Origin of the sequence: Bradyrhizobium sp. 186 (assembly GCF_023101685.1) — a bacterium.
Taxonomy (GTDB): Bacteria; Pseudomonadota; Alphaproteobacteria; order Rhizobiales; family Xanthobacteraceae; genus Bradyrhizobium.
In genome coordinates, this window is sequence record NZ_CP082164.1 from 8758000 (window position 1) to 8772658 (window position 14659).

At 58.1% G+C, this 14659-nt stretch carries 8 protein-coding genes and 2 pseudogenes; 3 read left to right on the forward strand and 7 right to left on the reverse strand.

From position 1 onward, the window contains the following. Window positions 1-67: 67 nt before the first annotated feature. Window positions 68-1589 (forward strand): annotated as a pseudogene (locus IVB18_RS41795) (IS66 family transposase); the annotation flags it as partial. A 475-nt stretch (window positions 1590-2064) separates the two neighbouring features. On the opposite strand, the gene IVB18_RS41800 reads toward IVB18_RS41795, so the two are convergent. From IVB18_RS41800 to IVB18_RS41830, 7 genes and pseudogenes are all read right to left on the reverse strand, one after another. After that, window positions 2065-2484, reverse strand: a complete 420-nt coding sequence (locus IVB18_RS41800) for a transposase (protein ID WP_247985993.1) — start codon at window positions 2482-2484, stop codon at window positions 2065-2067. A 259-nt stretch (window positions 2485-2743) separates the two neighbouring features. Beyond that, window positions 2744-3280 (reverse strand): annotated as a pseudogene (locus tag IVB18_RS41805) (MaoC/PaaZ C-terminal domain-containing protein); the annotation flags it as partial. Between the two features lie 256 nt (window positions 3281-3536). Continuing rightward, window positions 3537-5747 (reverse strand): acetate--CoA ligase family protein, encoded by a 2211-nt coding sequence (locus IVB18_RS41810; RefSeq protein ID WP_247985994.1) that lies wholly within the window; start codon window positions 5745-5747, stop codon window positions 3537-3539. 61 nt (window positions 5748-5808) lie between these two features. After that, the gene (locus IVB18_RS41815; protein ID WP_247985995.1) at window positions 5809-6972 is read right to left on the reverse strand and encodes an acyl-CoA dehydrogenase family protein; all 1164 of its coding nucleotides are present in this window, start codon (window positions 6970-6972) and stop codon (window positions 5809-5811) included. Window positions 6973-7061: 89 nt separating this feature from the next. Next, the gene (gene pimC, locus IVB18_RS41820) at window positions 7062-8261 is read right to left on the reverse strand and encodes a pimeloyl-CoA dehydrogenase large subunit (protein ID WP_247985996.1); all 1200 of its coding nucleotides are present in this window, start codon (window positions 8259-8261) and stop codon (window positions 7062-7064) included. 323 nt (window positions 8262-8584) lie between these two features. Further along, a complete protein-coding gene (locus IVB18_RS41825) occupies window positions 8585-9409 on the reverse strand; it encodes an enoyl-CoA hydratase-related protein (RefSeq protein WP_247985997.1) in 825 nt (274 codons plus the stop codon). A 179-nt stretch (window positions 9410-9588) separates the two neighbouring features. Next, window positions 9589-10362, reverse strand: a complete 774-nt coding sequence (locus tag IVB18_RS41830; RefSeq protein WP_247985998.1) for a hypothetical protein — start codon at window positions 10360-10362, stop codon at window positions 9589-9591. Window positions 10363-10974: 612 nt separating this feature from the next. Here IVB18_RS41830 and IVB18_RS41835 point away from each other — a divergent pair. Further along, entirely contained in the window at window positions 10975-12084 is a 1110-nt protein-coding gene (locus IVB18_RS41835; RefSeq protein ID WP_247985999.1) for a M14 family metallopeptidase, read from the forward strand. Window positions 12085-12855: 771 nt separating this feature from the next. Then, window positions 12856-14298 carry an aldehyde dehydrogenase family protein gene (locus tag IVB18_RS41840; RefSeq protein WP_247986000.1) on the forward strand — a complete coding sequence of 481 codons (1443 nt, stop codon included), beginning with the start codon at window positions 12856-12858 and terminating at the stop codon, window positions 14296-14298. The last annotated feature ends 361 nt before the right edge of the window (window positions 14299-14659 follow it).

A 14659-nucleotide genomic window follows, 5' to 3' on the forward strand; every position in this document is an offset into this window, starting at 1 on the left:
GCGGCAGAGTGACTCGGGAGCTATTTTGAACGTGGCACGCGCAGTGGTGATGTGCTCGAAATAGCGCATGAGCATTGCGGCGCTGCGCGACGAAAACGAACGCCTGAAGGCGCTTTTGGCGCAAACGCAGTCAGCCTTGAGCGAGCATCAGGGGGCACTGGCGGCATCGGAGGAAGCGCGACGTCGGCTGGAGATCATTCTCGGGGAATTGCGACGCGAGAAGTTCGGCGCGAAGTCCGAGAAGCTGCGGCCAGATCAGTATCACTTGCCGCTGGAAGACGTGGAGATCGCGCAAGGCATCCTGGATGCGGCTCAGGAGAGAGCCGAGGCTGTGATCCAGGGCCGATCGCGGAGCGCGCCGGATCAAGGTTCTCATCGCAATCGCGGCTGCTTGCCTGCCCATTTGCCGCGGGTGGAACGGATAATCGAGCCTGCGAGCACGCTCTGTCCGTGCGGTTGCGGCGCCATGACGAAGATAGGCGAGGACGTCAGCAAACGCCTCGACGTGATCCCGGCGCAATGGCGCGTGCTGGTCACGCGCCGCCTGAAATACATCTGTCGCCGCTGCTCGGGCCCTGTCGTGCAGGCGCACGCGCCGGAGCACGTCGTGCCTGGTGGACTGCCGACCGAAGCGGCGATTGCGTCACGTGATCGTCTCCAAGTTCGGCGACCATACGCCGTTTTACCGTCAGGCCGAGATCTATGCGCGCCAGGGGATCCGGCTTGATCGGGCGACACTGGGCAACTGGTCCGGCCGCGCCTGCTTCCATCTCCAACCCGTAGCGGACCACATGCGTCGCCATCTGGAGAGGGCAGATCGTCTGTTCATGGACGAAACCACGGCACCGGTGCTCGATCCCGGGCGTGGCCAAACGAAGAAAGGCTACTTCTGGGCGATCGTCTCCGACGACCGCGGCCACAGCGGCCCAAGTCCTCCGATCGTGCTGTTCCGATATGCCCACGGTCGCTGCGGCGCCTTCGCCGAGCAGTTCCTGCATGGCTTTAACGGACGCTTCCTGCAATGCGATGCCTATGACGGTTATGACCGGCTGACCGAAGTTGCTCGACCGCAGGGGCCGTGGACGCTCGTGCATTGCTGGAGCCATTTGCGCCGGCGCTTCGTCAAATTGGCCCGCAACAGCAAATCGCCGATCGCCGAGGCCGCGGTTCGGCACATCGCACAGCTTTACGCCATCGAAGCCATGGTAGGCGGTTTATCGCCGGACATCCGGCTGGCCGCGCGCAAGGAGCACTCGCCCATCGTCGCCGCGTTCAAGCCGTGGTTCGAGAAGCAGCTGTCGATGATCTCCAGTGGTTCGACGCTCGCCGAGGACATCCGCTACGCGCTCAATCACTGGCAAGGGCTGAACCGCTTCCTCGAAGACGGGCGCCTCGAGCTTGACACGAACCCGGTCGAGAATGCCATCCGGCCAGTCTGCCTGACCAGAAAAAATGCGCTCTTCGCCGGTCATGAAGTCGGCGCGGAAAACTGGGCCCTGCTCGCCTCGATCGTCGCCACCTGCAAGCTCAACGACGTCAACCCGGCCGCCTACATCGCCGAAACACTCGAGACGATCATCGACGGCCATACTTGGGCAGAAGCCGGCTGTACCGGCGTCTCAGAAGCGGGCCGCACGGACGGCTCGTCGAGTGCTTCGCCGTTCGTCTCGTCGAAGCGAGCTCGTTCGGCACGGCGCGTGGCGTTGCCTCAACGTAGTTGGCGGGCTCCTGAGTTGGATCGGGGGCCGTCGCTATAAGCTGGTCGATCTCGGTGAGCAGGTCGTTGCGCCGACAGCTGCGCGGCGTTCATCCGCATCACGCCGTCAACAACAGGTGGCCACTTGAAGCCGCCGCCCTCAAGCCGCTTCCAATACAGCACAAGACCACTGCCATCCCAGACGACAATCTTCACACGATCGGCGCGCTTCGCACGGAAGACCACCGCCACGCCCTTCATCGGATCGTGGCCCAGCGCCTCCTTCGCTAAGAGCGCCAGGCCATCCGCGCCCTTCCTGAAGTCTACAGGTCAGGTCGCAACGTAAATCATGAGGCCAGCGGGAGCCGTCAGCATGAACGTGTCCGCCGGAGCGCCAAAAACACATCACTCAGCACGGCAAGCCCAGGCGTTCCGCGCACCTCTACCCGCGCACCCAGGAGCTCAACCGTAACAGTGGCTGCTCCCGGTGATACGGATGGCTCCGCAGCCGCCGGTTCCGAAGAATCCGACACCAAAGGCACGAACGAAAATGTATCCGTCGAAGCTGGCAGCACCAGTTGACCTAAACGCGCCCGGCGCCAGTCATGCACCTGCTGTGGCCGGCAGCCATGGCGGCGTGCGATATCCGTTACAACCGCGCCTGGCTCGAGGCTTTCCGCGACAATCTGTGCCTTCAAATCATCCCGCCAGTGCTTTCGACCCAAGCCAGCATACACTTCGATACGCGGCGACAACGGTCGTCTTATGTCGTCCGAATGGTCGTCCATTGTGAGCACCCTTGCCGAAGATGACTCTTCTAGCGGTGCTCCCAAGACTGCGCACAAACTATCTGAAGGGCCGCGGCGCCACGCTTACGGTCCAGTCGTCCCGGCAGCAAATTTACGCTGAGCAGGTCGTCGTCGATTGCGCATGAGCGTAGCGACCTGACGCGGCGCAAAGAGCGCATGAATCAGTGGGGGATCGAAGAAACTTAGCAGAACAAACGGCCAGTTTCTCGAAATCGTTCTGCGCCCGCGAAGCGGGATGTCAGGCAAGCATTGTCATGCCGTTCTTCACAACTGTAACGCCGCGCGCCTTCACACTCGCTTCGAACGAGATCACGTCGCCATCCTTCCAAATCTTCAGCGTCAGGGTCTCCCCGGGGTAGAGCGGCGATGAAAAACGCGCCGCGTGCCGCCTGAAGGCGCTGGGATCATAATCGGCATAGGTCTGCAGAATGCCGCGGCAGGTGATTCCGTAGGTGCACATACCGTGAAGGATCGGCTTCGGAAAACCCTCATAGACGGCAATCACCGAAGAATCGGCCGTGAAATGGGCAGCGGACAGAAGTGTGCTGTGAAATGCGATGTCCCGCTCGCCGTCCAATGCGATGGAGTTCAGATTGAACTCACCGGGTTCAGCGAAGCCGGCTGCGACTGAGGCAAACGTCGGTACGACCTTCAGTGGCCGCGCGGTCCCAGTGGCCTCGTTTACGAAAGCGAGCTCCTTCTCGTCCATGGGATCAGCTCCCATGCCGATACCAAGAGCGTAAAGCATCACGTCGCGATCGCTATAGCTGTATTTTCATGGCCATCAGCCGCTCATGTTGATTGCCATTGTGATATTTCCTCGCGGCAAGACTTGGCCAACTTTATAGTAGCTCGGCTGCTTACGTTGCTCAGAGAAGGACCAAGCAACGATCGTTGCGTGGCCCAGGTCTCTCGTAGCTGAAAAGCCTCAACTCCACACCGCCTCTCTCCTCTAGAAAGCGGTGATATCTGTCTTTGCCGAACGTCTGGCTGGTCGAACTAAGCGCCGCAACCGGTCTCAGGCTCGTTCGTCAATCTCCTTTGAGCTCCTTTTTGGTGATGAGGCAGTCAACGGCAGTCAGCCCAACGCCACTGGGAGAAAGAATGACGGGATTGATATCGATCTCGCCGATCTCGTCGGCCAGATCGGTGTAGAGCGTCCCGAACTTGACAACGCAATCGGCCAATCCCTCCAAGTCTGCCTTTGCGCCGCCGCGCGCACCACGTAGAACGCTCGCACCACGTAGCCGCGCGATTGCAGATTGCACGTCGCGCGCATCGAAGGGCGGCAGCAGCACCTGCACATCGTTTAGCGCTTCAACCCAGATTCCGCCCAAACCGATGGCAATGACGGGCCCGAATTGCGGATCGAAAGTCGCGCCCAGCATTATTTCAGGGCCTGCCTTGGCCATTTCTTGCACGACCACTCCGCCGATCTTCGCTTCGGGACGGTGCGACCGGACCGAAGCGACTATTTGCTCGAACGCCTCCGCTGCTTTGTCCGCTGAGGGAATATTTAAGATGACGCCGCCAACGTCCGTCTTGTGCACGATCTCGGCCGACTCGACTTTCATCACCACCGGGAAATTAAGACTCTGTGCAATGCGCGCCGCCTCATCCGCCCGCGTTGCCAGCGCTTCGCGCGTAACCGGAATTCCGTAGAGCGCGAGCAGACGCTTGCCCTCTCGCTCCGTCAGAACGACGCCCTTCGCCTCGCGCATGAGGCGCACTGCCTCGGAGTACAAAGGGCTGCGCCGGCCCCGCTGGGCCGATAAGGAATCGCCGGGTTTACGACCGCGTAGGAACTCAGCATAGCCGATGAGAGCAGAGAGCGCCTTCAACCCGGGAGCTAGACCCTGCAGAAACGGCATTCCCTCGAATTCGGCCTTCGGTTCGATCATCGGATCCTTTGGATCGAGAGAGGTGTAAAAATGCCCCCCGGCAAGGCTCAATATCGGGAATACAACCTCTGGCGCCGCTGCAGCAGCCCGCGTCAAAGCTTCTCCGAGAGCCGAGCGCATATCCAGGCACGAAGGAAAGCCGCGGCCCCAGACCACCATGTCATAGGCGCCGCAGGTGGCAAGTGTGCTCAGTGAGTCATCGATGATATGCGTATCATAGCCGCCCTGCGCGGTGAGATCGAGCGGATTGCCGACATTGCCGAACTCGGGAAATACTGCTTCCAGACGAGCTTTCGCCGCTGCGGGCAGCGGCGAAAATTCGATGCCGTAGGAATCGGCGACGTCCGACAGAATGCCGGCGGCGGTACCGGAGAAAGATGCAAAAGCTACGCGGCGGCCACGCGGCCGCTTCGTTGAAGACAGCGCAACTGCAGTCTCGATGAGATCATCAACAGTATCGACCCGGATGACACCCAGTCTTTTCAGGACGGCGTCGATCGCCACGTCCGAGCCCACGAGAGAGCCGGTGTGAGCCAAGGCTGCCTGGCGGGCCTTTTCGGAGCGACCAACCTTGATCATCACGATGGGCTTGCCCTTGTCGGCCGCACGCTCGCAGGCTTTGATGAACTCAGCCGGCCTCCTGATCTGCTCGCAGTACGAGGTGATGACGAGCGTCTCCTCCTCATCGACAAAATAATCAATGAAATCTGCGACATCGAGACATGCTTCATTGCCCACTGTGACCACGCGGCCGATGCCAATTCCGCGAGCCAGCAGTGGCACGATTAGGCTATAAACAAGGGTGCCGCTCTGCAGGATGGAGCTAATTCCGCCTGCCTTCATGGTGTGAAAGTCGAGAGGGACTGCCATCAGCTGATTGGCCGCGTTCATCAAACCGAAGCAGTTTGGACCGACCACTGGGATGCCGGTTCGCGCGGCCCACTCCATAACCCAGCGTTGCTTACTTGCCCCCTCCCCCGCCTGCTCAGCAAATCCGCTCGAGATGATCTGGATCGCTCGCACACCAGCGGTTTCGCAATCGTCGAGGACTTCGGGAATGGCCTTGCTTGGAATGGCGACCATAGCGAGGCCAACCGGATGAGGTATGGCCGTCAAGCTCGGATAGCATGGCACGCCCGCGATCTGCGTGTAACGCGGGTTCACTGCAACGACCTCGCCCGAGAAACTCCACTTTTTGATATTCGTGAGGATTTCTGTTGCGAAGCCTCCCTTCTGAGAAGCTCCTACAATAGCGACGGACTCCGGCCGAAAAAGCTGGCTGATCCTTGCAGCCGTTCCCTGCTGAAGGCGGTCCTGTTGCAGCACACGATCAACTTGCATGTTCAACCCGTCGGTTCTTGATTCGGTAACGCTAGCGTCTCGTTTGGAATAGGTCTCGGCCCTATCGTGGGATTGCTTGCTCGCCGAAGAGGCCTCCGAGCGAGGCGAGCCGCTGAAGATGGTGGTCGGTATCGCCGAACGATGTGTCGATCATCGTGACATGTTTGAAATAGTGGCTGATGCTGTATTCCATGGTCATACCGATGCCACCGTGGAGCTGGATAGCCTGCCGTCCGAGCGCTTTTGACGACTGCCCGATCTGCGCTTTTGCCGCCGAGATCGCCCGCTCACGCTCGGTCACGTCACTCTCTCCTGCCATCATGGTGGCGTACATGGCCATGGAACGCGACTGCTCCAATTCAACGAACATATCGACCGCGCGGTGCTGGAGCACCTGGAAGGAACCGATTGTCGTGCCGAACTGCTTGCGCGTCTTCATGTAACCGAGGGTGATGGCATGCATTTCAGTGAAGCAGCCAACCGCCTCGGCGCACAAGGCCGCAATTGCTTCGTCTGCGACTCGCGTAATCACCGGGAAAGCACCTGCTGGGTCGCCGATAACATCAGCTGCCGGAACGCGGACGTTCTGAAGCGTAATCTCGGCCGCACGGAGCCCGTTCTGTGTCGGATAGCCCCGACGCATGAGACCCGGAGCTTTAGCGTCGACCAGGAAAAGGCCAATCCCGTCCTTTTCCCGCGCGCTCCCCGCCGTGCGCGCTGACACTATGATCTTGTCCGCTACATCGCCGTGCAAGACAAGCCCCTTAGTCCCGTTCAGCACCCAACCCCCGCCGTTCCTCTTGGCTTGAGATTCAACATCGGAGAGGTCATATCGTGACTGAGGTTCTGCGTAAGCGAAGGCGAGTTTCATTCGACCTTCCGCAATCGCGGTGATGAGCTTCGTCTTCTGCGCTTCGTTCGCGCCGTGCCGCAGGAGACCGCCTGCGAGTACTACGGTTGCGAAATACGGTTCGAGGATAAGCGCTTTGCCGAAAGCTTCCATGACAATCATCGTCTCGACCGCCCCGGCGCCGAGTCCGCCATAAGCCTCCGGAAATGGTAGCCCGAGAAGCCCCAGCTCAGCATAGCGCGCCCACATCGCCTCGCTGAATCCTGCCTTCTCTGTCAGGTACTTGCGGCGATCCTCGAAGCTATAATGATCACGCATCAAGCGCTCGACGCCATCCTTAAGGAGCCGCTGCTCCTCGGAAAGATCAAGATCCACTGGAAAACCCTCCTGAAGCGGGGCGTATCGTTGCCCCCTTGAACTCTTTAGAATCCTGCGCAAACAGCATCCTGTGATTTGCCCGAAGCTCAGAGGCCGAGCACAACCTTTGCGATGATGTTCTTCTGAATCTCATCCGAGCCGCTATAGATTGGTACCTTACGCCCGTTGAAATAAGCGGGCGCGATCGGTCCAGCCCAATCGGGACCGATCGCCGCCTCCCCGCGCTGAAACTCCTCCTCTGATTGATAGGGCAGCGCGTAAGGGCCGATCACGTCCATCAGAAGCTCAGCAGTCGCCTGCTGGATCTCCGAACCCTTTATCTTAAGGATCGAGCTCGCGGGGTCCTGCGTACCCTTATCGAGCTTCGATTGGTTGGCCACGACACGGAGCTGCGTCATCTCAAGCGCCTTGAGCTGGACTTCGACCGCGGCAATCTTCTTGCGGAAATCGGCCCTGTCGACGAGTCGCTCGCCACCGACGCGGGTGCGTGAAGCCAGCTCCTTGATGCGCCGAATGCGTTCCTTCGAAAGGCCAACACAAGCAATCGTGACGCGCCCGTTGCCAAGGACGAACTTGGCGTAATCCCAGCCGCGATTTTCCTCGCCGACAAGGTTCTCGAGAGGAACCCGTACGTTGTCGAAGAACACCTCACAAACTTCGGGATAGCCGTCGAGCAACTGGATCGGACGCACGGTGACGCCGGGAGACTTCAGGTCGATCAGAAGAAATGAGATACCCCGCTGCTTCTTGGCATCAGGATCAGTCCTAACCAGGCAGAAGATCCAGTTGGAGTATTGCGCCAACGACGTCCAGATCTTCTGACCATTGACGATATAGTGGTCGCCGTTACGCACGGCCCGCGTTTTGAGCGAGGCGAGATCGGAACCAGCCCCCGGCTCGGAGAAGCCTTCGCACCACCAATCGTCGACGTTTACAATACGCGGCAGAAAATACTTCTTCTGCGCTTCATTTCCGAAAGTATAGATAACCGGACCGACCAAGTTGATGCCGCTGCCAGCCGGCTCCGGCGCCGGCGTCTGACTCACCTCCTCGCCGAAGATGTACTGCTGGACCGGCGTCCATCCCTCGCCGCCGTACTCGAGGGGCCAGTGCGGCACGGCCCATCCCTTCTGCGCCAGAATGCGCGTCCAGCGCACCTTATCGTCCTTGCTCGGATGCCTGCCGGCAATCAGCTTCTCGCGGATGTCTGCGGGGATTGCGGAGCGGCAGAATGCCCGGACCTCATCGCGAAAGGCAAGTTCGTCAGCGGTAAAATTCAGATCCATCGTTTGCTTCCTACTTGCGCGATACGGCGCGCCGATCCTATGTCGGCGAATATACCCATGCCCCTGATGCCAAAACTCTCAAATCTGCCAGCCCGGGGCCGAAAAACCGCGCAAAACGTCCATAACGCGACTGTTCTCCGCGCTCACGAGGGAAATTGTCGTGGTCTCCGGCACTATCCGTCTTTCGAAGATGCCATTGAGACAACGTTCAGCCATGGATACAGTTCGCGGAGGTAAACGTCGCCTAAGTTAATTGCTGCCGCTTGTCGCTCTAAATCGATGCGCGCTTACGAAGGTAAGTCGGTTATCGCACTGCGAGCAACTCAACGCCCCTGAAACACAGGCCTCTGCTTTTGCGCGAACGCCCGCACGCCTTCTTTGTGGTCAAATGTCAATTCCGTCTTAATCAGGTTCTCGGCCTCGTAGTCCATCGACTCCAAAAGGCCCGACTCGACAGCATGATCCAGATTGTCCTTCATGCAGCTAAACGCGAAAGTAGGTCCTTGGGCGAGTGAAGCTGCGAGGGCAAACGCCGATTCGGCCAAAAGCGAGTCGGCCACCACGCGATTGAGCAGGCCCATCGCTTCCGCTCGCCGCGCATCGATGCGTTCGGATAGGAGCATCAGTTCGCGCGCGCGGGAGACTCCGACGAGCCGCGTTAGCAGCCAGGCTATACCGCAATCTCCCGCTAACGCCACTCTCGCATATGAGGTGGTCAGGATTGCCGATTCTGCACCAATTCGGATGTCGCAGGCGAGAGCAAGCGCAAGGCCCGCGCCGGCAGCTGCCCCAGGGAGCGCGGCGACGGTTGGCTTTCTCACTGCGAACAGGTCACCTACCAGCCTTCGCTGGTCAGCCCTCAAATCAGCGACGCGCTGCTCGAATGTTGCTTCGGCTGTTGCCGTACTTTGGCCCATGCCTTTTACATCGCCCCCGGCACAGAATGCAGTCCCTGCGGCGGTGATAAGGAAGGCGCCGACGTTAGGGTCATCGGCAAAGCGCTTGATCAACTCGACCCAGGCCGCTTTCATTCCCCTGGAAATTGCGTTGCGCGCCTGTGGCCGATTAAGCGTAATTACGGCCACGCGATCACGGATCACTGCAAGCAGGTCATCTGTTCCGGTATCGATTTTGTGTGTCTGTGACATGCTCATAGCTCAATGAACTTTGCCGCGCTTCGGCAACTAACATACGAAGGGACAGCCACAACTTTTACAGTGGTCGCCGCAATTCGGACCCTGCGCCCAAAGAGCCTCAAGCCGCAGCCGTTGAAGACTATGAGGATTCCAGGCATCATTCCTGCCGAGCTCCCACGGCACGGACGGGTTCATCGCACGGATGCCGGCCAAGGCTTCGGCCTCACCGGCTGGCTCCGCAGACGCCAATCGACTGGGTACGGGACGAAGAACATAATTCCTCTTTCGCCTTCGTACTTCAGCGGCGTCCCCTTCGGCAGCCAAACCACATCGCCCAAACTTGCGTCCAGTGCACGACTATAGTTTTCGCCCGTGCGAATCCGCATAACTCCGCTCAGCCCGACCGAGATCTGATCATATTCTGTCGTCCAATTGACTGAGCTACCGTCAAAGGTCGCAATCGTAGCGCCGATCGACTTACTAATCTCCGGAGTGACGAGGCTACACGTGGATGCGTACCCTCCCGAATAGATTTGCATCCGCGAATAGATCATGTCCGTGCTTCTAAAGTGGTACACGTCGGTCATCGGCTTCTCCCTCTCGACAACCGCGCTGTCCGCACCCCAATCAGCTGGATGACGAGCAAAGAATACTTTCGCCTTGTCCCCTTGGTACTTCAATCGGGTCCCTTTAGTAAGCCAAATTACATCCCCAAACTTAGCCTCGATGACGCGGCTATAGTTTTCGCCGGTGAGAATCCGAAGTGTTCCACCAAGGACGATGGATGCCTCGTCGTAGCTCACCTTTCGCTCGATCGAGCAGCCATCGTAGATGGCCACGCCAGCATCGATCGTTTTGCTGATTTCGGGACCAACCAGTTGGCAAATCTTTGAGGAGCCACTGGCGTCGACTCGAATTGGCGCAAACACCATGTCATCGCTCTTGAAATAGAGTGCCCCAGTCATCACTGTTCTCCCTTCTTGGTCCGGCAACTAGCCTCGAGAGGCATGCAACGAACTCGTTCAATGCAGTCGTTCGAGCAATTGCATCAAATGCTTCGCGCATCCAGAGTAGGCCTTGGTGACTCCGGACGCGAGAGACTGCAAACTAGTCACCGTCCCTCGCCAAATGATCTACGCATCGGCACGTTGCACTGCTGCGGCATCCGCGCTTTCGCACACCAATTATATTGCATCCTTAACGGCGGTCATATTGCGAAAAGTGCTTCAGAGTGACAGAATTCTGCAAATTGCGCAGAATTTCGGTCGGATTCCAGACTTGGATGACTGAATTGCGCTGCAGCTCAGCTGGCAGCCTTCCCCAGCTTGCAGGGGCTTTCGGATGGAGCCACGACGCGTTCCGCGATTTCCTCGTCTTCGATCGGAAGGTTTCGGGATCGCACTTTCATTCACCGGATCCAGGACCTAAACGCCGAAAACCTGCGAACTGAATCCGGTAGAGCTTTGGTCATGATCCGAGAAAGGGATCCGGAGCGGGTCTAATTGACGCAACTGACGGCTCATCAGCCGATAGCCCGACGGCTAACAGCCCCTTTCTGAACCGTGATTGGAATGCCGATGAACGATGCCATTGTCCAAGCAGCAAATAAGCACTTCTCATCGAACTACTTCGAAGCTCGCCAAAAGTTTCGCGACCATATTCGTGATGCCGGGATGGGCGAAGCAGCCGTCTATCCATCGCCGGCCCGCGGACCTGGTGGAGAAGAACTCTCAACGGATGTTGCTTGGTTCGGCGATCGAGGCGCCTCGAAAGTCGGAATTCTGATATCAGCGACGCACGGCGCCGAAGGATATTGTGGATCTGCAGCACAGCTTGATTGGCTGGCTGAGCGGGGGTACGAAAGGCTCAAATCTGATGAAGCAATGTTGCTGATTCATGCCATCAATCCATATGGGTTCGCATGGGATCGTCGTGTCACGCAAGAAGGCAGCGATCTCAATCGAAACTTTGTAGATTTTACGGCTCCCTTACCCCAAAACGAGGGATACGACGCACTTGCTGATAGCCTAGTGCCCCGAGAGGTCGATGGACCAGTTTTTGCGGCCGCCGAAGCAAGAATCGAGAAGTACCGTGCAACCCACGGCGAAGTTGCTTACCGGAAAGCTCGGACCACCGGTCAGTACCGACATCCAAACGGAATGTTTTTCGGCGGTTTCGGCCCTACTGTAGCGCGCCAAACACTCGAACGGATCGTATCGGACTATGATATCGCATCGCGCAGGCTAGTCTTAATCGTGGACTATCATACGGGCCTCGGACCGTATGGCTATGGTGAGCTGCAATGCGAGCAGGCATCGGGTATGTCGGGATATCAACGGGCGCGCGACATCTTCGGCGGTTCGGTCACGTCGCCAGATCTTGGCACCTCATCGGCACTGGTACTCAGTGGCACGCAGGATGATTACTGGCAGCGGATTTTGGGTGATCGCCACGTTTACGTCTGCTTGGAGTTCGGAACCTACCCTCCGGAGGTCGCAAGACCTGTGTTGCGCGCTGACCATTGGCTTTACGCGTATCGCCAAACTGAGATCGACGGCGCATTTGGTCGGGATATCCGCAGGCGCGTGAAGGACCACTATTATCCCGACAGACCCGACTGGAAGGAGATGGTCCTATATCGCAGTCGTCAAGTTCACCGGCAGATGATGGAAGGGATGAGCGCGTGAACGCAACCAGTGCCAGCGGGACGCTGAACTCGCCTCAACTCGCTGCTTCGGTAATGGTGGGAAACGGCTACTGCAGCGTTATCCTTTTGCCGCAAAGAAGCTCATGAAAGGCTCCGCGCCGACTTACCTCGTCCTATTGATCCATCATTTACGGTCTCAAAGAATTCGAGAGTGTTTTGACCTACTTTGCCCATTTGCTGTCTAGCTCTGGCTGAGGCGTCGAACTATCCCTCTTGGGCATTTCCAAACCCAAAACTTCTTGCGATCGCGCACCGCGAGGCTGTCAGAGCTCGGCAGCTCGGAGAGGGCGCAAAGTGGCAAGCTGCCCGGCCGCTGCTCTGCAGACATTGCCGGTTACTTGACTTTTCTCGCGATAGCCTCGTCTTCCGTATGGAGACACGATCTTCGGATTTCAGCACCGTTCAACGATTTTTGGCGAAAACGCGCGCGACATTCGCGAGGATCAGCGCTAAGCGGCGTTACAAAGAAGATATACGAGCATCGCAAGCCTCGACAATGCCACGCAAGTGAAGGCCCTCTGTGCCGAGCGAACCTCGGCAGCGAACAGCGTGATCCAGGTCTGCGCATGAAGTCGGGTCTGCGAGAAGCTTAGCTTGCTAGCGCCAAAGAACGCGGGGGCGACGAGATGTTTCCGTTGGCCCCACAAGGGGTCCTCACAGGCGTCTTCCTCCCTGACTGGATCTGCTCCGTTACGAGAGCGGGCGACCTTCTTTTGAGTGATCCCTTTTAACCAACGACGAGAGGAATGACATGGTCAATCGAATGCAATTCTACGTAGATGGCTCCTGGGTCGATCCCGTCCTTGTGAAAACGACATGGACGCTGAATCCAGCAACGGCAGAAAAACTGTACCAAATTGCGCTCGGTTCAAAAGCTGACGTCGACAAGGCGGTGAAGGCAGCCAGGCGCGCATTTGAGAGCTATTCTCAAACCACTCGCGAGCAGCGCATGAGCCTGCTCGCAAACATTATCGAAATCTACAAAGATCGCGCGAAGGAAATCGGCGATGCCATCTCCGATGAGATAGGCGCACCAGTGGCCATGTCTCAGCAGATGCAGGCAAATTCCGCCATCGGCCATTTCACAAGTACTCTGGAGGTGCTCAAGCGCTATTCGTTTGAGGAGCGCATCGGCAGCGCTGTTGTTGTTCGGGAGCCTATTGGCGTGGTTGGAATGATCACGCCCTGGAATTGGCCGATCAGCCAAATTGCGTGCAAGGTAGCGCCCGCGCTCGCCGCCGGCTGCACGATGATTCTCAAGCCATCGGAATTTGCGCCCACATGCGCGCTGATATTTGCGGAAATCCTTCATCAGGCTGGCGTACCGAAAGGCGTATTCAATCTGATTAACGGCCTAGGTCCTGAAGTGGGCGCGGCCATGAGCGAGCATCGAGATATCGATATGATTTCGTTTACTGGATCGACCCGAGCCGGGGTCGACGTTGCAAGCCGGGCTGCCCCTACCGTAAAGCGTGTTAGCCAAGAGCTCGGAGGTAAGTCACCCTACATTGTTCTTGATGATGCTGATCTCGAAAAAGCTATCTCTGGATGCATTGAGACGATCTTCCTCAACTCCGGCCAATCTTGCGACGCACCGTCGCGCCTGATTGTGCCGGATTCCAAAATGGGAGAAGTCGTAAAGATCGCAAAAAATGTGGCCGGCAGATACCGGGTCGGGCATCCGCGCGCGGCGGGCACTGATATGGGTCCTGTCGTAAACCGCGTCCAATGGGAGAAGATCCAAGCCTTGATCCAGCAAGGCATAGATGAAGGGGCCACGCTGATTGCCGGCGGTTTAGGTCTCCCAAACGGCACGGATCAGGGCTTTTACGTCCGCCCCACTATTTTTGCAGATGTCAAAAACGAAATGATTATCGCCCGCGAGGAGATCTTCGGGCCGGTGCTTGCGATCATTGGCGCCAGGGACGAGAACGAAGCTATCCAAATCGCCAACGACACGCCATACGGCCTTGCCGGCTACGTATTCTCAGGGTCAACGGAGCGAGCACGCAAGATCGGTCGTATGCTTCGAGCGGGCAACATATACCTGCAGGGGGCATCACTTGACCGGGCCGCACCATTCGGCGGGTACAAACAATCTGGCAATGGTCGTGAATGGGGGCGCTTCGGACTGGAGGACTATTTGGAAGTCAAGTCTGTTGCTGGTCCGTTTAGCGCTGACTTGCGAACCTAAAACGGTCGAGCAGGCCTTTATTCTAATTCATCGATCACTAGGGGTGCAAGTCGGACTTCAATTCAGCAGAACGTCGATGCGACCGGGAGACAAGCCGGTCGCGCAGTTCTGTGCGTCAAGTTCAGCAAAATTGATCATGGGTCCGGTTGAGCCATCCCCCCGGAGCCACCGTCGCTCGCCTTACCCAGAAGCGCAGCGGGCGAGCGGCGGCGGTGGAGAGGGGTGGCCCCATCCCCTTGGTGGGCCCGAGTATCGTCATGCCGCTTGGCGTATTGCCTCCTTCTTGTGTTCCTTCAGCAAATCCATGTTCAAATAGCGATGCGGGTCTAATTCAATCCCGCGCGCAAGGACCTGCGGGCTG